Source organism: Lysobacter rhizosphaerae (assembly GCF_054779795.1).
In genome coordinates, this window is sequence record NZ_BAAGXO010000004.1 from 244,688 (window position 1) to 263,624 (window position 18,937).

The following is an 18,937-nucleotide window of genomic DNA, read 5'->3' on the forward strand; positions in this document are numbered from 1 at the left end:
ACGTCGATACCATGGCCTTCCATTCCCTTCCCGACACCGGCACCGATGACCCGGGCGCGCGCATCCCGCGCGGGTATGCCTGGGTCGTGTTCGCGCTGAGCTTCGGCCTGCTGCTGTCGGACTACATGTCGCGGCAGGTGCTCAACGCGGTGTTCCCCCTGCTCAAGACCGAGTGGGCGTTGACCGATGCCCGGCTCGGTTTATTGAGCGGCATCGTGGCGCTGATGGTGGGAGTGTTGACGTTCCCGTTGTCGCTGCTGGCCGACCGGTTCGGACGGGTCAGGAGCCTGGCCCTGATGGCGACGGTTTGGAGCCTGGCGACGCTGGGCTGCGGCCTGGCGCAGCAGTACCCGCAGATGCTGGCCGCGCGCTTCCTAGTCGGCGTCGGCGAGGCGGCTTACGGCAGCGTCGGGATAGCGGTAGTGCTGTCGGTGTTCCCCAAGCACATGCGGGCGACGCTGACCGGCGCGTTCATGGCCGGCGGCATGTTCGGTTCGGTGTTGGGCATGGCGTTGGGCGGGGCCGTTGCCGCGCACATGGGCTGGCGCTGGGCGTTTGCCGCGATGGCATCGTTCGGCCTGGTGCTGGCGCTGCTGTATCCGCTCATCGTCAGGGAAAAGCGCATCGCGCCGTCGCGTTCGAGTGAGCCGCGCGCCGCCGTTGCGCCGGCTGCCCGAGTGCCGCTGCGCAGCCTGGTCAACAGCCGCTCGGTGATCGGCGCTTATGTAGGCAGCGGCCTGCAGCTGTTCGTCGGCGGCACCGTCATCGTCTGGTTGCCGAGTTATCTCAATCGCTACTACGCGATGGCGACCGACGCCGCCGGCGTCGTGTCCGCGATGATCGTGCTGGTCAGCGGCATGGGCATGATCGCGTGCGGCATGCTCAGCGATCGCCTGTGCCGGAATGCACCGACGCGCAAATTCAGCCTGGCCATTGCCTACGCCGTGGGCAGTTGCGTGCTGCTGTCGCTGGCGTTCGCGCTGCCGCATGGCACGCCGCAGCTGCTGGTGATCGGGCTGGGCATGTTCCTGGCCGCCGGCACCAGCGGTCCTGCCGGGGCCATGGTCGCCAATCTCACGCCGCTGCCGATCCATGGCACCGCGTTCGCCACCCTGACACTGGCCAACAACCTGCTCGGACTCGCTGCCGGCCCGCTGCTCACCGGCGTGCTCGCCGACGCACTGGGGCTGGCGGGGGCATTCCAGCTCGTGCCTCTGGTCGGTTTGGCCGCGGCCGCGGTGTTCTACTTCGCCAAGCGCCACTACCTGGACGACATCCAGCAGGTGGGACGGCACGTGCGCAATAGCGGCGTCGGCATCGAGGTGCCGACGTGAGTGGCGGGGATACGCGCGCGACGAACCCGCTCACGAACTCGCTCGTAATTGACATCCACTTCGACCTGATCTGCCCCTGGTGTTTCATCGGCAAGCGCCATCTCGCGCTCGCGCGCACGCGCTTCGCGCAGAAGTTCCCGGACATCGCCGTGGAGACGGTGTGGCATCCGGTGCAGTTGTTGCCCGATGTGCCGGAACAGGGACTGCCGTTCGCCGAGTTCTACGAGCGGCGCCTGGGCTCGGCCGAAGCGGTGCGGCAGCGACGCCAGCAAATCTCGCTGGCTGCCCGTAGCGCAGGCCTCGAGCTGGATCTCGCCGGAATCGAGCGCATGCCCAACACCGCCCGTGCGCATGAGCTGTTGCGCCGGGTCGCGGCGCTGGGCGCGCCAGCGTTGTACGAGGCGCTGCTCGAGCGGTTGTTTGCCGCGTACTTCCAGCGCGGCGAAGACATCGGCGATGCCGCGACCCTGCGCGCGTTGGCAGAAGAGGTCGGCGTGTTGCCGGATCGGCTCGCCGCCGCGACGCCAGACGACGCCGAGCTGGTGCCGGCCATCGCTTCAGCGAACGCTTCGGCAATCTCGGGAGTGCCGCACTTCGTGTTCAACGGGCGTCGGTCCCTGGCGGGCGCGCAGGATGCCACGCTCCTGCTCGTGGCCATGAGCCAGGCCGTGCAGGCATCGGCCGCGGCCTGAGCAGCATGAACATTGATCGGTTCCGAACGCTCGCCGGGCGTTATCTGCCCGGCCTGCTGGCCAGCGTTGTCGTCGCCATCGCGGCCCGGTCACTGGCGAGCCAGTACCAGGCGCCGGTGATGTTGTTCGCGCTCCTGCTCGGCATGGCGATGAACTTCCTGTCGGCGGAGGGCGCCTGCAAGCCGGGTATCGACCTCGCCGCGCGCGGCGTCCTGCGGCTGGGCGTCGCGCTGCTCGGCACGCGCATCACGCTGGAACAGATCGCCGCGCTGGGCTGGCATCCGGTACTGCTGGTGGTCACTTCGGTCGTCGTCACGATCGTGTTGTCGATGCTGGTGGCGCGGGCCATGGGCTTCAACATGCTGTTCGGCCTGCTCTCCGGCGGTGCGACCGCCATCTGCGGCGCCTCCGCGGCACTGGCATTGGCGGCGGCGTTGCCGGCGCATCCGGGCAAGGAACGCGCGACGCTGTTCACCGTCATCGGCGTGTCGGCGCTGTCGACCGTGGCGATGATCGTTTACCCGATGATCGTGCGCGCCGTCGGGCTGGACCCGATCCAGGCCGGCGTGTTCCTCGGCGGCACGATCCACGACGTCGCCCAGGTCGTCGGTGCGGGCTACAGCCTGTCGCACGAAATCGGCGACACCGCCACGGTGGTGAAGCTGATCCGCATCGCGATGCTGCTGCCGGTCATCGTCTGCGCGGTCATGATCACCCGCGCACAGGGCGGGCACGAGAGCGGCCAGCGCCCGCCACTGCTGCCCTGGTTCGCGGTCGCGTTCCTCGGCCTTGCGGTGCTGGGCAGTCTGGGCGGGATCACGCCGGCGCTGCAGAAGTTCGGCAGCGGCCTGTCGACCTGGTGCCTGATCACGGCGATCGGCGCACTGGGCATGAAGATCCAGCTGAAGGAGCTGACCACGGTCGGCATCAAACCCGTGGTTCTGATGCTCGGCCAGACCGTGTTCCTCGCGGTCCTGGTGCTCGGGCTGCTGTGGCTGTGACACCCGCCGAGCGTCGAACCGTCCAAGGAGAATTGATGACCATCCACGCGACCGTCCTCATCGTCCCCGGCCTGCGCGAGCACGTGCCGGAACACTGGCAGACCCTGTTGGCGGCCCGGCTGCCCAAGGTGCACACCGTGCCGCCGCTGGAAGAGGACAAACTCAGTTGCGCCGCGCGCGTGCAGGCGCTCGACCGGGCGTTGCGTGCCATCGATGGGCCGGTCGTCCTGGTCGCCCACAGCGCGGGCGTGCTGATGGTGGCGCACTGGGCGCAGACGCTGGAGTCGGACCCGCATCATCGAATGTCGCGTCCGACCATCGTGGGCGCACTGCTGGCCACGCCGGCGGACGTGGAGAATCCGTTTCCGGAGGGTTATCCGACCACGGACACGCTGGCCCGACACGGCTGGTTGCCGATTCCGCGCCGTCCGCTGCCATTCCCCAGCCTGGTCGCGGCCAGCCGCAACGACCCGCTGTGCGCTTACGCACGCGCGCAGTCGTTGGCGCAGGACTGGGGTAGCCAGCTGGAAGATCTCGGCGACGTCGGCCACCTCAATCCGGCGGCGGGCTTTGGCGAATGGCCGCAGGCGCTGGAGCTGATCGCCAGCCTCGATCGCTGACCGGCGCACCTGGTGCGGGTTTGCAACTGCCGCTGGGTGCCTTCTCTATCGAATGCCCCGGTCCTCTTTCGTCCATATCCAGTCGAAGCGGCTTGTTCGCGTTTACGCAACATGGCGTTCGCGCAACTGGTGTAGACGAAACGCACCCTCTCTGAGATGTATTGCAGCAAATACGCGGCACATAGCGAAGCAGTGAGAGGGAGCGATATGAAGTCGTCAGCGCCGTTCTGTTGGACCTGGTTGCCGCTGGGCATCGTGGCAGCGATCTATCTGGCTTCTGGGGAGAGCACCGGATATGTATCCCTCGCCGGTGCTGTCGCGGCGGGCGCCGTATGTGTCTTCATCCGATTTTGGAAGAGGTAGGCGCGTAGCCCACATACGCGAGTTGTCTTCTGGCGTGGCTGTATGCGTCAGTGACAGGGGGAGAATGGCCGCTCTAGAGCGGCCATTCTTTTTTGGTGTTGGAAAACCGTCAGAGTAGGCGTTGTTCGACCACCCACGCCCGAGGGACGTCAGGCGTCCGCGAAACAGTAGTCGCGGAACTGTTCGCGCAGGACGGCCTTGTGCAGCTTGCCGGTCGCGGTGTGCGGCAGGCTATCGACGAACACCACGTCGTCGGGCAGCCACCATTTGGCGACGCGACCGGCGAGGTAGTGCAGCACGGCCTCGCGTTCCAGTGACTGGCCCGGCTTGACCACGACCAGCAGCAGCGGCCGCTCCTGCCACTTCGGGTGGGCGATGCCGATGACGGCGGCTTCGGCGATCAGCAGGTGGCCCATGGCCGCGTTCTCGAGGGCGATGGACGAGATCCATTCGCCGCCGGACTTGATCACGTCCTTGGCCCGGTCGGTGATCTGCATGTAGCCGTCCGCATCGATCGTGGCGACGTCGCCGGTATCGAAGTAGCCCTCGTCGTCGAGGATCGGACCATCGTCATCGCCGTAATAGGCTTTCGCGATCCACGGACCACGCACCTTCAGGTGGCCCGCGGCCTCGCCGTCATGCGGCAGGCGCCGGCCCTCGGTGTCGGTCAGCTTGAGGCTGACGCCGAATACGGCGCGACCCTGCTTCACGTGCACGTCCAGGCGCTGATCCAACGGCAACGAGCGGTGCTTGGTCAGCAGGTTGCAGACCGTGCCCAGCGGTGACATCTCGGTCATGCCCCATCCCTGCACCACGAGGGCGCCGAATTCGCGTTCGAACGCCTCGACCATCGCGCGTGGCGCCGCGGCGCCGCCGATCACGACGCGACGCAGCGCCAGGTCGGTGGCGGGCTTCAGCCCCTCCGTCGCGACGTGCTGCAACAGCAGCATCCAGACCGTGGGCACGCCCAGGGCGAGCGTGACCTGCTCGCCGCGCAGCAACTGGTACACGCTCGCGCCGTCCAGCGCCGGGCCGGGCAGGACCAGCTTGGCGCCGCTCATCGCGCCGGCGTAGGGCATGCTCCAGGCATTGACGTGGAACATCGGTACGACCAGCAGCGCGGTTTCGTTCCTCGACACCGCGAGGCTGTCCACGGTGCAGGCACCGAATGCGTGCAGCACCGTCGAGCGATGCGAATACAGCACGCCCTTGGGCATGCCGGTGGTCCCGGAGGTGTAGCACAGCGAGGCGGCGCTGTTTTCGTCCAGGTCGGGCCACACAAAATCGTCGGATTGCGAGGCGAGCAGGTCCTCGTAGCACAGCAGTCCGGGAATCGAAGACTCCGGCATGTGCGCGCGATCGGTCATCAGCACGAAGGCGCGCACGCCCTGCAGCTGCGGTGCCAGCTTCTCCACCAGCGCGACGAAGCTCAGGTCGAAGAACAGCACCGCGTCTTCGGCGTGGTTGATGATGTATTCGAGCTGCTCGGGGAACAGGCGCGGATTGACCGTATGCAGCACGGCGCCCATGCCCGACACGCCGAAGTACAGCTCCATGTGCCGGTAGCCGTTCCATGCCAGCGTCGCGACGCGGTCGCCGCGCTGTACGCCGAGCGCGGACAGCGCGTTGGCGGCCTGCTTCGCGCGCCGGTGGATGTCGCGATAGGTACAGCGATGGATCGGCCCCTCGACCGTGCGCGAGACGATCTCGGCATTGGGATGGCTGGCCACCGCATGTTCGATCAGGGACGGGATCAGCAGCTTCTGTTCCTGCATCAGGCCGAGCATGTCAGGCCTCCACTTTGCGCAGCAGGAAATGCGACAGCGCGGGGATGAGCACCAGCGCACCGATCATGTTCCACACGAACATGAAGGTGAGCAGGATGCCCATGTCGGCCTGGAACTTGATGGGCGAGAACGCCCAGGTGATCACGCCCGCGGCCAGGGTGATGCCCACCAGGGCCACGACCTTGCCGGTGAACATCACCGCGCCACGATAGGCAGCGGCGAGCGGCACGCCGGCGCGCTGCTGGCTCAGCTGCACGCTGAGCAGGTACAGCGCGTAGTCGACGCCGATGCCGGCGCCGAGCGCGATGACCGGCAGGGTCGCGACCTTGACGCCGATGCCGAGCATCACCATCAGCGCCTCGCACAGGATCGAGGTCAGGATCAGCGGCAGCACCGCGACGATCACCGCGCGCCAGCTGCGGAAGGCGACGAAGCACAGCAGCATCACCGCGCCGTAGACATACAGCAGCATCGTGCGGCTGGCGCGGCTGACCACCTCGTTGGTGGCGGCTTCGATGCCGGCGGAACCGGCGGCCAGCTTGAACGTCACGTCCTTGTCGTTGTGCTGCGCGGCGAAGTCCTCGGCGATGGCGGCGACGCGCTTGAGCGAGCCGGCCTTGTGGTCGGACAGGAAGGCGATCACCGGCAACACCGAGCACTCGGTGTTGAACAGGTCCGGATTGAGTACCGTGGCCTGCTGGCCCGAGTAATTGATCACGTCCTGGTTGCGGTTGATCGTCAGCCACTTCGGGTTGCCTTCGAAGGAACCGGCGGTGATGTTGCGCACGGCATCGGCGAGCGACACGGTGGTCTGCACCGCCGGATCCTGCTGCAACGCCCAGCCCAGGCGATCGACCTGCACCAGCGTCTTGTAGTTGAGGCAGGCGTCTTTAGCCGTGTGCACGATCACGGCGAACAGATCGCTGGACAGCGCATAGTTCGCGGTGATGTAGGCGTTGTCCTGGTTGTAGCGCGAATCCTTGCGCAGCTCGGGCGCGCCCGGATCGAGGTCGCCGGTCTGCAGGCCGCGGCTGATCCACAGGCCGCCCGCCGCGAGCACCACCGCGCACGCGATCGCGCCGATTGCCCAGCGCCGCTCGGTGAAACGATCGAGGATGTTCCAGAACGCGCCGAAGCCACGACCTGATGCTTCCTTGTCCTCCTCGCGCAGGCTGCGCTGCGCCGCGGCCGGGCTGACGCCGACGTAGGACAGCAGCACCGGCAACAGGATGAGGTTGGTGAACACCAGCACGCCGACGCCGATGCTGGCGGTCAGCGCCAGTTCCTTGATCACCGGAATGTCGATCAGCATGAGCACGGCGAAACCGACCACGTCGGCCAGCAGTGCGGTCAGGCCGGCAAGGAACAGGCGGCGGAAGGTGTAGCGCGCGGCGACCAGGCGATGGGTGCCGCGGCCCACGTCCTGCATGATGCCGTTCATCTTCTGCGCGCCGTGGCTGACGCCGATGGCGAAGATCAGGAACGGCACCAGCACGGAGAAGGGGTCCAGCTCGAAGCCGAACAGGCGCACCAGGCCCAGCTGCCAGACCACGGCGATGACGGAGCACGCCACCACCAGCACCGTGCTGCGCAGGCAGCGGGTGTACAGGAAGATGATCAGCGCGGCGATCGCCGCAGCCGCGAGGAAGAAGCTGGCGACCTTGACCAGGCCGGCGATCAGGTCACCGGCCAGCTTGGCGAAGCCGATCACGCGGATCTTGATCTTGCCGTGACCCGCGCCTTCGTACTTGGCGCGGACGCGCTGTTCCAGCATCTGCGAGAACGCGTGGTAGTCCAGTCGCTTGCCGGTTTCCGCGTTGCGCTCGAGCAGCGGCACGAACACCATGCTCGAACGGAAGTTGTTGGATACCAGGTTGCCGACGATGTTGGCGCGGCGGATGTTGAGCTTGAGCGCATCCACCGAGGCGGGCGAGCCGTCGTAGTTGTCGGGCATCACCGGCCCGCCGACGAAGCCCTCTTCGTTGACCTCGCTCCAGCGTACGGCCGGCGTCCAGATCGATTTCATCCAGGCGCGGTCGACGTCCGGCATCAGGAACAGTTCGTCGTTGACCTGCTTGAGGACTTCCAGGTAGGCCGGATCGAAGATGTCACCGTCGGTGTTCTCGACCACGACGCGCACGGAATTGCCCAGGCCACGCAGGCTGCCGCGGCTTTCCAGGTAGTTCTTGATGTAGGCGTGGCGGTGCGGAATCATCTTCTCGAAACCGGCATTGATCGCCAGTTTCGTGGCCTGGAAGCCGAGCACGAGCGTGAGCAGCGCGCAGGCGACGACGATCCAGAACCGGTTGTTGAAGATGGCACGCTCGAAGACATGGCCCGAGCGTTGGTCGAAATCCTCGATCGACCGGACGACCGGCATCTCGTCGAGCGGGGTGGGTGACGTGTTCAATTGCTAATCCTCAAAAACGGGCCGACGTGCGTGGCAGAACGCCAGGCTCGAGGCTTTCGACCTGCACGCCGCGCAGCCCACTCAGGAGCAGGGCACGGCCGGACACGGCGACGCCGGTGTACGACATCGGCGTCTTCATCTTGAGACGGCGGAAGTGCGCGCCGTCGTCATCGCTCACCAGCACGTCGCCGGCCTGGGAGCACAGCAGCACGCGTCCGTCGGGCAGTACCTGGCCGGCGGTGATCGAAGCGGTGACGCCGGTATCCGCCTGTTCCCAGTGCTGGCCGCCATCGAGCGAGCGGTAGGCCGTGCCACGCAGGCCGTAGGCGAGCACGAGGCCGGGCTTGGTGAGCACGCCGAAGTAGCTGCCTTCGTACGGGGTCTGCAACGCGGCGAAGCGGCCGGTGGCCGGATCCAGGCGCAGTGCCAGTCCCAGTTCGCCGACGATGTACACGCCGTCGCTGCTGCCGCGGATGCCGTACAGGTGGTAGAAGCGTTCGTTCTGCGTGCGGTCGACCCAGGGTTGCCAGGTCTTGCCGCCGTCGCTGGTGTGGAAAATGAGGTTGTACGCGCCGACGACGAAGCCTTCGCGCTCATTGGCGAACCAGACGTCGAGGAACGGTCGGGCCGGGCCTTCGCCAGCGGCACGCTCGGCCTCGGTGCGCAGGGACTCGCGCACGGCCGGATCGGTGGTCTCAGGCAACTGCTGCGCGAGCGCGAGCACGAGGGCGTTGGCGCGGCGGCCGTCGAGTTGCACCTCCCATGAGGCGCCGCCATCGCGCGTGTGCAGCACCACGCCTTCGTGGCCCACGGCCCAGCCTTCGTGCGCGCTGGCGAAATGCAGCGCGGTCAGGTCGGCACTGACGGGCACCTTCGCCTGTTTCCAGGTAACGCCCTGATCATCGGAGTAGACGATGTGGCCGCGCGCACCGGCGGCGACCAGGCGCTGGCCGGCGACGGCGCTGGCCTGCAGCAGTCGCTGCGAGACCAGTGCGCTGGTGGCGGCGGGTTGATTGAGGACGTCGATGAAGCTCGGAGCGTGAGCCATCGGTGCGGCGAGCAGCGTCGCCAGTCCGAACGCGGAGGCCAATCCGGATACGGCGGCCAGCCGGCGGGCAGAAGGTGTTTTCATGAGTGATTTCGTTCTACGACAGGTCAACCCGGACAGCGGACCTCCGGCGGCGGGCAGGCCGCAGCCGGAGGCCGAGTCCGTCAGGTCTCGTCAGCGGATGCCGGCACCGGCAAGCGCGTCGGGCGACCACTCGTTGGCCGGAAGCGGATTGATGTAACGCACGCCTTCATACGGGCCCATCAGGAAGCTGATGTTGTAGACGCCCGAGGTCAGGTCGTAGAACACCTGCGTTTCCGCGTTGGGGGTCTTGGCGTCGTAGCTCGGCGACATGTGCGCGAAGGAGGCGCGGTACAGCTTGCCCTTGGCGTCGAACTGGTCTGCGGCCAGGGCGGTCCAGCTGTCCTCGTCGAGATAGAACGTGCGCTTGGCGTAGATGTGGCGCTTGCCCGGCTTGAGCGTCGCTTCCACGACCCACACGCGGTGCAGTTCCCAACGCACCAGGTCCGGATTGATGAATTGCGGCGTGGTCACGTCGGCCGCCTTGTTGTGGTAGGTCAGCCGGTAGGTGTTGTACGGGACCAGCATTTCCTTCTTGCCGACGAGCTTGAAGTCGTAGCGGTCCATGGCGCCGTTGAAGATCCACGAGTCGTCATAGGTCGCGGAGCCGGCCGTGCCCGGGTTCGGCGTGTCGTAGGAGATGTCGGGTGCGAGCTTCACGCGGCGCTGTCCCGGCAGGTACAGCCAGGCGCGGCGCGGACGCTTGAGCGGATTGACCACGTCCACGGCCATCAGCGCTTCGCCCGCGCGGCGTGCCGGCGCGTTGTAGAAGATCTTGGTGCGGAAGTAGACGTCGGTTTCCTGCGCCGGCTTGGTGTTCTTCGCGTCGTAGTACGGATATTCGACGAAGAGCTTGCCGCTGGTGGCCAGCGCCGGCGTGCCGGAGGAGTCCACGTTCCAGTTGTCGTACTTGAAGGTGCTGGCCACGCCGACGTAGCGCAGCAGGTGGTTCCACATCGCCTCGTAGCCGCTCTTGGGAATCGGGAACGGATAACCGCCGATGGCGCCGGAGATGCCCAGGCCACCATCGCTGGTGCTGGCGCGGGTCGCGTTCGCGAGCGTGTTGTCCAGCACGCGATCAGGCAGGGCCACGGTGCGGTGCGTCGGATACACGTCGATGCGGAACTTCGGATACTTCTTCAGCAGCGCGCGCGTGCCCACCGTGAGCTCGCCCTCGTACTGCGCCATGTTGGCCGCGGTGATCGTCAGGCGCGGCTTTTCCTTGGCGAAGGGGTCCGGGCGGGTCGAGCTGCCGGCCTTGAAGCCCGCCGGCGGCGTGGTCAGGCCGCCGGTGTAGGCGGGAATGGTGCCGTCGGCGTTGCCGGCCGTTTCGGCGCCGACGCGGGTCAGCTTGGTGCCGAGCTGCTTGGCTTCCTCGGCGCTGACGGCCGCGTGGGCGGCGTTGCCGAGGACGGCCAGCAGCGCGCCGGCCAGGATGGTGTGAGCGAATTTCATGTTGGTGTTCCTTTGCGTATGTCGACCGTGCGTCACAGCGTGGTCTTGAAGGTGAAGACCACGAAGCCGCGGTCCTTGAGCAGCGCGTTGGCGCCGCCGTTGGAGGTGATCACTTCGAGCGCGTTGGTGGTGGTCGGGCCGAAGAAGTCCACGTACTTCAGGTCGAAGCGGTACTTCGAGTGGAGATCGACGGCCACGCCGGCGGAATAGCTGCCGGCATCCTCGTTGCCGCCCAGCAGCACGGCGGAGTTGCCGCTCAGGCCGCGCGAGTAGCTGATCGGCACGGACAGGTCGGCGCCCGGGAAGAGCTGGTACTTGGTCGGAGTGAAGTTGATCGCCAGGCCGTAGAAGTCCTTGGTGACCTTGTCGGCCGGAGTGATCAGGGCGCCGGTCGGGCCGACGACCCTGTAGTTGTCACGACCCTTGAAGACCGCCGCACCTTCGCTGACGTCGTTCCAGCGGTTCCAGGTGAGCTCCACGATCAGGTTGGCTGCATCCCACACCGGGGTGTCGGCGAAAGTGGCGAAGCCGTTGAGCACGCCGTGCCAGGTCGAGCCGCGCGCGCCACCGGTTTCGCCGGTCTTGGGCGGGGCGAACAGTGCGCCCGCCGGCAGCGCCGCTGCAAACGGAGCAAACGATGCCGGCAGCACGCTCACCGTATCGCTGAGCAGCGGCATGTTCTCGCGGTAGTTGAGGTCGGCGCCGACGCTCACGCCCCACAGGTTCTTGGACAGGCTCAGGCCATAGATCTTGATGTCGTCGGCGTAAGCCGCGGCGTAGCGGCCGATGGTGCCGCCCAGGATCTCCGGCACGGTCGCCGCGGACGGGTTGATGTAGCAGGTGGTCGAGGTGGGCGGGCCCAGAGGCGTCGCGCCCAGCGCGCGGCACAGACCCGGGGGCGTGGCGGGGCGTACCGCCGGAGTGGCGTTGCCCTGCGGCAGCACGTCGGCGGTGATGCGGTAGTACGCGCCGAGCGTGCCGTCGAGCCACTGCGGGCTCCAGCGCGCGGACACGCCCCAGTCACCGCTCTCCTGGGGATCGCTGTCCTGCCCCCGCACCAGGCGGTTGACGCCCAGCGGGTTGGCGGCCGTGACTGCAGCGGCGCCGAAGATGAAGGACTCGCCACCGCGCAGCAGATGGTCGTTGAAGCCGAGGAAGGAGCCGGACTCGGGGATGCGCGCCTGTTCCCAGTCGAAGAAGTACTGGGCCGCGAAGGAGAGTTCGGGCGTGGCCTGGATCTGCGCCGAGATGGCCTCGCGCGGCAGGAACAGTTCCTTGGCCTCAGTGCCGGGGACGGAGAACAGCTTGCCCAGGTCCAGCGCCGACTGGCCGTAGCTCAGGCTGTGCACCGGGCTGAGCATGGCCTCGCCCCAGAACACGGTGTGGCGGCCCAGCTTCACGTTGACCGGCACCGAGCCGACGTCGAACTTGGCGAACACGAAGGCGTCCAGCAGCTCGCCCGACGGGCCGTGGAAATAACGGTCGGTCTCGTCGCTGAGTCCCAGCGCCGCCTTTCCGTTCTTCATGTGGTTGGACGAGACCAGATGGTCGTTGTCCGAATCCTCGGCGGCCAGGTCGTACCAGCCGGCGCCGCTGACGCGGAAGCCCAGGCGGTCCTTGTAGACGAAGTCGAGCTCGCTCAGCAGGTCGAACCGTTCGGACACCATGCCGCGGCCGAAATTGCGGTCGCCGTCGTCGTAGTTCGGACTGTTCAGGATCGCCTCGCGCTGCGCATCGACGCGATTGGCCAGATTGACGCGGAACGTGTTGTCCCAGCGCAGGACGACGTCCGGATTCCCGGTATTGATCTCGACGGCCGCGGCGCTGCCGGTGGCCGCCAGCGATGCCACGATCATGGCGCTGAGCAACCGCTTCCGCGTCTTCGGCGACGCCTTGTTTACTTGCAATGACTTCACTTAACCCACCCCCCCGTGTGTTGATCTGGCCCTTCCGGAGCAGCCGTTCTTTTGCGGCCGGATCCAGAAGGGGACGGTGGAGTTGATGCGGATTTTCTGGCCGCCGCCCCCCCTGTGTCGGGGGGGTTGGGCAGGCGATCGTGTGTTGTGCGAAGGACTGCGCGGAAACGCCTGGCGGCCTTCCCGATTCAGGTGCCGCGGCATCGCCGCGGGTTGGGCATCGCCGGTTGCCTGACTAGGCGCCGTCGTCGAGCAGGCCGATCAGGCGCGCCTGGTGCACGGCATTGCGGCGTGAGCCGACCCCGAGCTTGCCGAACAGGTTCTTGAGGTGCCACTTGATGGTTTCGTCGCGGACGTCCAGGGTCCGGCCGATCTGCTTGTTGGACATGTTGTTGGCCAGCAGGCGCAGGATCTCGCTCTCCTTGGCCGTCAGCAGGGCACTGGTCGTGACCCGTGCCGGCGTCGGGGCGGCTGGGCGGGGCGAGGCGGGGCGTGCCGTGGCGACGGCAGGACGGGGTGCCAGGTCAGTCAGTTCCGGGTGGGTGTCGACCACGATCCGGGCCAGTCCGTAAGCCTCCGCCAAGCTGTTGGCCTCCTTGAACAGGGGCCGTCCGTCTTCACCCGCGCGCCGGAGGGCCAGCGCGCGCAACAGCTTGATCCGGATGCTGTCCTGGTTGCGGCGCAACCGGTCGGCGATCGGGGCGATCCGGTTCAGCCCGGCGAGCATGGCGTCCGGATCGCGCCGGGCCAGGGCGTGATAGGCCTGGGCGATGCCATGCACGATGGTCAGTTGCGTGCCCAGCAAACCCTCGCCGGTCTTGATCTCGTCCGGAACCACGGCTTCCAGGCGCCGGTACAGCGTGGCGCAGGTCTCGCCGTGCTGGCGCAGGGCATGCATCCGGATCTGTTCGGCCAGGCTCACCAGACACAGCCGGGGCATGTGCCGGCGCTCGCCCAGCGCATGCAGGCTCTCCAGCAGGTCGTAGGCGCGGTGTTCCTGGCCGTGCAGTGCCAGCCAGCGCGCGCGCAGGACATAGGCGCTGGCCACCGTCTCCGGCGCCGCCAGCCGTTCGATCACGTCGAGGCGGTTCGCCAGCAGGCTGGCCACCGCCTCCGGCTCGTCGCGTTCCCACAACGCAGATGCCAGCGCGGTGGCCAGCATCCCCGCCACCTGGCTGCGCCGGCCCACGACGCTCTCGGCCTGGGTCAGGGCGGTGCGCAGCACGCCTTCGGCGAGCCGGACCTGGCCCTCGGCCAGGTAGCTCATCCCGACGAGCCAGTCGCCAAAGCTGCGGCTGGATTCCATGCCCGGGATGCCGTTGTCGTGTGGGGCACTGAGGAAGAGATAGCGCGTCTGTTCCGGCTCACCCCGGTACAGGCAGATCTGCGCCTGCTGGTTGGCCAGGAAGCATTGCAGTTTGGTCGAGGACGGCGGTGTACGTACCGACCAGTCCTCGAGCAGGGCCGCCGCATCGTCGACCCGATCGGAGAAGAAGGCGGCGGCGGTGCACACCGCCGCACTTTCGCCGCGGTCTTCCGGCGCTGCGTCCGGATCGGCGTAAATGTGCGCCACCAGTCCCCGGGCCGCGTCGTGGTGCCCGCCCAGTGCCAGCGCCCAGGCCGCGGCCAGGCGCAGGCGCGGGCGCCGCGTGACCTCGGTCTCGGGCAGGCGGTCGAGCCACTCCAGGACGCGGCCCATCTGCCCGCGCAGGATGAGTTCGTACATGCAGCGCTCTGCCAGGTCGTAGGCCAACGCTGTCTGGCCGGCGCTGAGTGCGAGCTGCGCGGCTTCCTCGTACATGTGGTGGTCGGCGAGCCAGCGGCTGGCGCGTTCGGACAGGTCCTGGCGCTCGGACGCGGGCAACCGCTCGAAGCGGCGCAGGAGGAACTCGCGCGCCAGCGGATGGATGCGGATCCATTCGCTGTCGGTGGCCTCGACGAAGATCGGGGTCGTCTCGCACAGGTGCAGCAGCAGCGTGCGTGCCTCGTCATTGCCGGTCAGCGCCGTGCACAACGCGGGCGTGACCGCCTGGACCAGGGCAATGCGGATCAGGAAATCGGCCTGCTCCGGGGTGAGGCGCGCAAACAGCGATTCGACGAAGTAGCTCTGCAGATCACCACGGCCAGTCGAGATCGCCCGGATCGCCTCATCCAGGTCCTGGCTCTTCTCGATCGAGGAAATCGCCAGCTGCAAGCCCAGGGGCCAGCCCTCGGTACGCTCCTGCAGCAGGGCGCAAGCGTCGGCATCGATGCGTTCGCCGAAGCGGGCCCGGAGCAGGGCCATGGTGTCTTCGAGGCGGAAATGCAGCGTGGGTGCCGTGACCGTGGCGTATTCGCCGCGCGCCAGCATGTCCGCCACCGGCAGGGCGACGCGGCTGCGCGAGGCGAGCACGACCTTGAGGTTCGGAGGTGCATTCAACAGCAGATAGGCGAGCGGTGTCCGCACCGTCGCGTCCGGCAACGTGTGCACGTCGTCCAGGAACAGCATGACTTCGTGCGCGAGATCCGCCACGGTCGCCAGCCATGCGGTCAATGCATCCAGCGCATCGCCCTCGTCGAGCATGGCGCCGGCCAGCCCGGCACCGAATGCGCCGCGGTCACTGCCCAGGCGCGAGGCCGCGATCAGCCCCTTGACGAAGCGTATCGGCTCGTCGCGTTCGTCGAGCGTCAGCCAGGCCACGACGGCGGCGCGCGCCAGCGATTCGCGCCGCCATTGGCCCAGCAGCGAGGTCTTGCCGAAACCGGCCGGCGCCTGCACCGCGATCACCGCCTTGTGCTCGTAGCCAGGGGCGTCCAGGCGCAGGTTCTGGCGCAGCAGCAGGCCTTTGCCCAGGCGCGGCGGCGTGGCCTTCAACACGAGTTCGGGAGGTACGTTGTCCGGTCGCATGGGTCCGATGGCTGGACGTTCCGGGTCCGCTGCGCCGACAGGCGATAAGCGGCCAAGGGTAGCGAGTCGTCCGGGGCTTGGCGAACCGGTGCGTGCGTCCGGCTCGTTTGTTGATGGCGTGCCCGAGGTAGAAGCGTGCGTGTTCGCGTTGCCTGCCACCACGTGTCGATGCGTGGCGCGGCTTTCCTCTGTCGCAGCGTGGCGTCGCGTCTTTCTTCGCTGCTGATGATCGGTGCGTCCACGCATGCTGTTGCCAGCGTCCGATTCTGAAAAGCAAATCCTGGAAAGCAAAAAGCCCCGCATGGACGGGGCTTTTACTTCTCGACGCGGTGGTGGCTATGGGTGGACTCGAACCACCGACCCCAGCATTATGAGTGCTGTGCTCTAACCGGCTGAGCTACATAGCCGCGCGAAGAACCGCAAATTATTCCGGCTTGGGCACCCCCCGTCAATCCTCCGGCGCTTTGCTTGTCCGCCGACAGAGGCCGTGGCAGAGTCGGACGCAGTGCATTCTGGAGTCCGCATCGTGATCGATCCGGACGGTTACCGACCCAACGTCGGCATTGTGTTGATGCATCCGGATGGCCGGGTGTTCTGGGCCCGCCGCGTGCATCGCGACGGCTGGCAGTTCCCGCAGGGCGGGATGAACAGCGACGAGACGCCGCTGGAGGCCATGTATCGCGAGTTGCGCGAAGAAACCGGCCTGTTGCCCGAACATGTTGAAGTCCTCGGCGCCACCCCGGGCTGGCTCCGCTACCGCTTGCCGCCGCGCGCCGTGCGCCGCCACGACCGCCTTGTCTGCATCGGCCAGAAGCAGGTCTGGTTCCTGCTGCGCCTGACTGGGCAGGAAAGCGATCTGCGCCTGGACCTGACCGACAAACCTGAATTCGACCATTGGCGCTGGGTCGACTTCTGGTATCCGGTCGAGCACGTGGTGACCTTCAAGCGCGGCGTCTATAACAGCGCCCTGCGCCACCTGGCGCCGGTCGCCCGCGTGGTGGCGGGGCTGCAGGCGGTCCCGGTGCCGGGACCGGACCCTCGCGACCTGCGCCGCAATGCCAGCCGCAATCGCCAGCGGCCCCGGGCGCGTCCCGATTCGCAGGCGCGGGGCGGCAGCGGCTCCGACCCTGCCTCTAATTGACAATCATTCTCATTCATGGCGGAATAGTCCTGCAGCCGAACCGGCTGCTTTTTCCGATCACGCCGCCCCATGTACGTCTGCATCTGCAACGGAGTCACCGACCACGACATCAACCAGGCCGTTGAGGCCGGGTGTCGCAGCGTGGCCGAGCTGACCATGCGGACTGGCGCCGGTGCCAGCTGCGGCAGCTGCCTCGACCTGGCAGCGGAGCTGATGGACAAAGCGCGCGCCGTGCGCGACCTGCCACTGCCGGTCCTGTCGCAAGCCGCCTGATCCCGCCGGTCCCTGAGGGGCCCCGTAGCATTCCCGATGCAACTTGTTCGCGGATGCAGTCGATTCGCGTTTCGCCATCGCCCGCGCGTGCGGACTAGAGTCCGCGCATCGACAGCGCACGGAGCAGGGCCATGAAGGGCGACGCCAAGGTCATCGAATTCCTTAACAAGGCGCTCTACAACGAGCTCATCGCCATCAATCAGTACTTCCTGCACGCCAAGATGCTGAAGAACTGGGGCCTGAAGGAACTCGCGGAACACGAGTACCACGAGTCCATCGATGAGATGAAGCACGCCGACAAACTGTCGGAACGTATCCTCTTCCTCGAAGGCCTGCCGAACTTCCAGGCACTGGGCAAACTGCGCATCGGCGAAACGCCGCGCGAAGTACTCACCTGCGACCTCGCGCTGGAACTGGAAGCACTGCCGATGCTGCGCGAAGGCATCATCTACTGCGAAAGCATCAAGGACATCGTCAGCCGCCAGTTGCTGGCCGACATCCTCGAATCGGAAGAGGAACACATCGACTGGATCGAAACGCAGCTGTCGCTGATCGATCGCATCGGCGAACAGAACTACCTGGCGATGAAGATCGAAAGCTGAGCCTCGCCGTCGCCGCACCGCGTAACGAAAACGCCACCGCAAGGTGGCGTTTTTCTTTTCAGCCGCATCGCTGCGCAGGGTCGGATCGCACCGTCGCGTTACACCGTGCCCAGCCCCGACTGGCCGTCACTCCGGCGGCGTCGGAACAGCTTGCGCCACAACCACCACAGCGCCAGCGCGAAGGTCACCGTGATGAACACCACGATCGACAGCGCCAGCCACGGATGCGCGAACACCAGCGCCAGTCCGCCTACCGTCGCGACGTCCTCGGCCACCGATGCGGTCCAGTTGGTCACCGGTTCGGGCGAAGTGTTGAGCAGGGCGCGCGAGCCCGCCTTCAATGCGTGGCTGGTCAGTGCCACGCCCGCGCCCGCGGCGAGCGCGCCTACGCCCAGGTTTCCGTCGGGCGACAGCGTCGCCGCCGCCAGGAACGCCCCGGCCGGCACCCGCAGCAGCGTATGCAACAGGTCCCAGCCAGAATCCACGCCCGGGATCTTGTCGGCGAAGAACTCGACGGCCGCCAAGGCGCCGGAGACGCCGATCACCCACGGCGACTGGGTCACTTCCAGGGCCGGGGGCAGGTCCAGCCATCCCAGCGCCCCGGCCAGGCCCACGCCGAACACGGTGAGGTAGACGCGAATACCGGCCAGCCAGGCCAGCACTACGCCAATTGCGAACAAGTGCGCATCCGACATGGCGTGTCTCCCGCTAGACTCCGCGCCGAGTATAGGGGAAGGGGAATACCGCCCAGTCCGGTCCAATGGCCCGGTCGGCGCGGGTTCACGGCGCCACGCCGGTCGTTCGACTGCCGGACGACCAGGCCTTGCTCCATCAGCACCTGGGGAAAAACCATGTTCAAGAAAGACAAGAAGTCGACCATCGCGCCTGGCCAGGTCGACACCCTGATCGGCCCGCAGGTCGTCATCCGGGGCGACTTCCATTTCGCCGGCGGCCTCTACATCGAAGGCCGCGTCATGGGCAAGATCATCGCCAGCAATGGCGAAGCCGCCCAGGTCACCATCGCCGAAACCGGCGTGGTCGAAGGCGAAGTCCGCGCGCCCAACGTCGTCATCAATGGCCAGCTGGTCGGCGATGCCTACGGCGAACTGGTCGAGATGCATCCGCTGGCGCGCGTCAACGGCAACGTGCACTACAAGGTGATCGAGATGATCGCCGGCTCCACGCTGACCGGCCGACTGATCCATGCCGAGACCGTGATCGTGGCGGACGCGACCAACGTCACGCCGATCACGCCGGACGTGACCATCGCCTGAGCAAGCGTGGCGTTGTCGTAACCGCCGGCACATACTGCCGGCGGTCAATGCCG

General features: G+C 67.0%; 15 protein-coding genes and 1 tRNA gene. 8 read left to right on the top strand and 8 right to left on the bottom strand.

The features are described from left to right. Positions 1-11 precede the first annotated feature (11 nt). Genes ACYVGE_RS08290 through ACYVGE_RS08305 form a run of 4 tightly spaced genes read left to right on the top strand, consistent with a single transcriptional unit; the run spans position 12 to position 3,647 of the window. Complete coding sequence (locus ACYVGE_RS08290; RefSeq protein ID WP_460728858.1) at positions 12-1,334, top strand: MFS transporter; 1,323 nt, start codon at positions 12-14, stop codon at positions 1,332-1,334. Further along, positions 1,331-2,026 carry a DsbA family oxidoreductase gene (locus ACYVGE_RS08295; RefSeq protein ID WP_460728860.1) on the top strand — a complete coding sequence of 232 codons (696 nt, stop codon included), beginning with the start codon at positions 1,331-1,333 and terminating at the stop codon, positions 2,024-2,026. The genes ACYVGE_RS08290 and ACYVGE_RS08295 overlap by 4 nt, the downstream gene beginning before the upstream one ends. Before the next feature lie 5 nt (positions 2,027-2,031). Next, positions 2,032-3,027, top strand: coding sequence for a YeiH family protein (locus ACYVGE_RS08300; RefSeq protein WP_460728862.1), 996 nt, complete (start codon positions 2,032-2,034; stop codon positions 3,025-3,027). A gap of 35 nt (positions 3,028-3,062) precedes the next feature. Next, positions 3,063-3,647, top strand: coding sequence for an RBBP9/YdeN family alpha/beta hydrolase (locus tag ACYVGE_RS08305; RefSeq protein ID WP_460728864.1), 585 nt, complete (start codon positions 3,063-3,065; stop codon positions 3,645-3,647). Between the two features lie 512 nt (positions 3,648-4,159). On the opposite strand, the gene ACYVGE_RS08310 is transcribed toward ACYVGE_RS08305, so the two are convergent. The 7 genes from ACYVGE_RS08310 to ACYVGE_RS08340 form a co-directional block, all read right to left on the bottom strand. Next, positions 4,160-5,797, bottom strand: a complete 1,638-nt coding sequence (locus ACYVGE_RS08310; protein ID WP_460728866.1) for a 3-(methylthio)propionyl-CoA ligase — start codon at positions 5,795-5,797, stop codon at positions 4,160-4,162. A gap of 1 nt (position 5,798) precedes the next feature. After that, entirely contained in the window at positions 5,799-8,207 is a 2,409-nt protein-coding gene (locus ACYVGE_RS08315) for an efflux RND transporter permease subunit (protein WP_460728868.1), read from the bottom strand. Positions 8,208-8,217: 10 nt separating this feature from the next. Continuing rightward, a complete protein-coding gene (locus tag ACYVGE_RS08320) occupies positions 8,218-9,339 on the bottom strand; it encodes a WD40/YVTN/BNR-like repeat-containing protein (protein ID WP_460728870.1) in 1,122 nt (373 codons plus the stop codon). A gap of 90 nt (positions 9,340-9,429) precedes the next feature. Continuing rightward, the gene (locus tag ACYVGE_RS08325; RefSeq protein ID WP_460728872.1) at positions 9,430-10,791 is read right to left on the bottom strand and encodes a DUF1329 domain-containing protein; all 1,362 of its coding nucleotides are present in this window, start codon (positions 10,789-10,791) and stop codon (positions 9,430-9,432) included. A 32-nt stretch (positions 10,792-10,823) separates the two neighbouring features. Then, positions 10,824-12,707 (bottom strand): DUF1302 domain-containing protein, encoded by a 1,884-nt coding sequence (locus tag ACYVGE_RS08330; protein WP_460728874.1) that lies wholly within the window; start codon positions 12,705-12,707, stop codon positions 10,824-10,826. Between the two features lie 235 nt (positions 12,708-12,942). After that, positions 12,943-15,594 carry a LuxR C-terminal-related transcriptional regulator gene (locus tag ACYVGE_RS08335; protein ID WP_460728876.1) on the bottom strand — a complete coding sequence of 884 codons (2,652 nt, stop codon included), beginning with the start codon at positions 15,592-15,594 and terminating at the stop codon, positions 12,943-12,945. Positions 15,595-15,924: 330 nt separating this feature from the next. Further along, positions 15,925-16,001 (bottom strand) — tRNA-Met (locus tag ACYVGE_RS08340). 119 nt (positions 16,002-16,120) lie between these two features. Between ACYVGE_RS08340 and ACYVGE_RS08345 the strand changes: the two genes are divergently transcribed. From ACYVGE_RS08345 to bfr, 3 genes are all read left to right on the top strand, one after another. Then, entirely contained in the window at positions 16,121-16,735 is a 615-nt protein-coding gene (locus ACYVGE_RS08345) for an RNA pyrophosphohydrolase (RefSeq protein WP_430538024.1), read from the top strand. Between the two features lie 69 nt (positions 16,736-16,804). Beyond that, positions 16,805-17,008: a (2Fe-2S)-binding protein gene (locus tag ACYVGE_RS08350; protein ID WP_310055601.1), complete on the top strand. Its 204-nt coding sequence runs from the start codon at positions 16,805-16,807 to the stop codon at positions 17,006-17,008. Between the two features lie 131 nt (positions 17,009-17,139). Beyond that, positions 17,140-17,610 carry a bacterioferritin gene (gene bfr / locus ACYVGE_RS08355; RefSeq protein WP_460728879.1) on the top strand — a complete coding sequence of 157 codons (471 nt, stop codon included), beginning with the start codon at positions 17,140-17,142 and terminating at the stop codon, positions 17,608-17,610. 98 nt (positions 17,611-17,708) lie between these two features. On the opposite strand, the gene ACYVGE_RS08360 is transcribed toward bfr, so the two are convergent. Further along, entirely contained in the window at positions 17,709-18,305 is a 597-nt protein-coding gene (locus ACYVGE_RS08360; protein ID WP_460728881.1) for a DUF4126 domain-containing protein, read from the bottom strand. Positions 18,306-18,461: 156 nt separating this feature from the next. Here ACYVGE_RS08360 and ACYVGE_RS08365 point away from each other — a divergent pair, with 156 nt between their 5' ends. After that, a complete protein-coding gene (locus tag ACYVGE_RS08365) occupies positions 18,462-18,884 on the top strand; it encodes a bactofilin family protein (RefSeq protein WP_460728883.1) in 423 nt (140 codons plus the stop codon). Positions 18,885-18,937 lie beyond the last annotated feature (53 nt).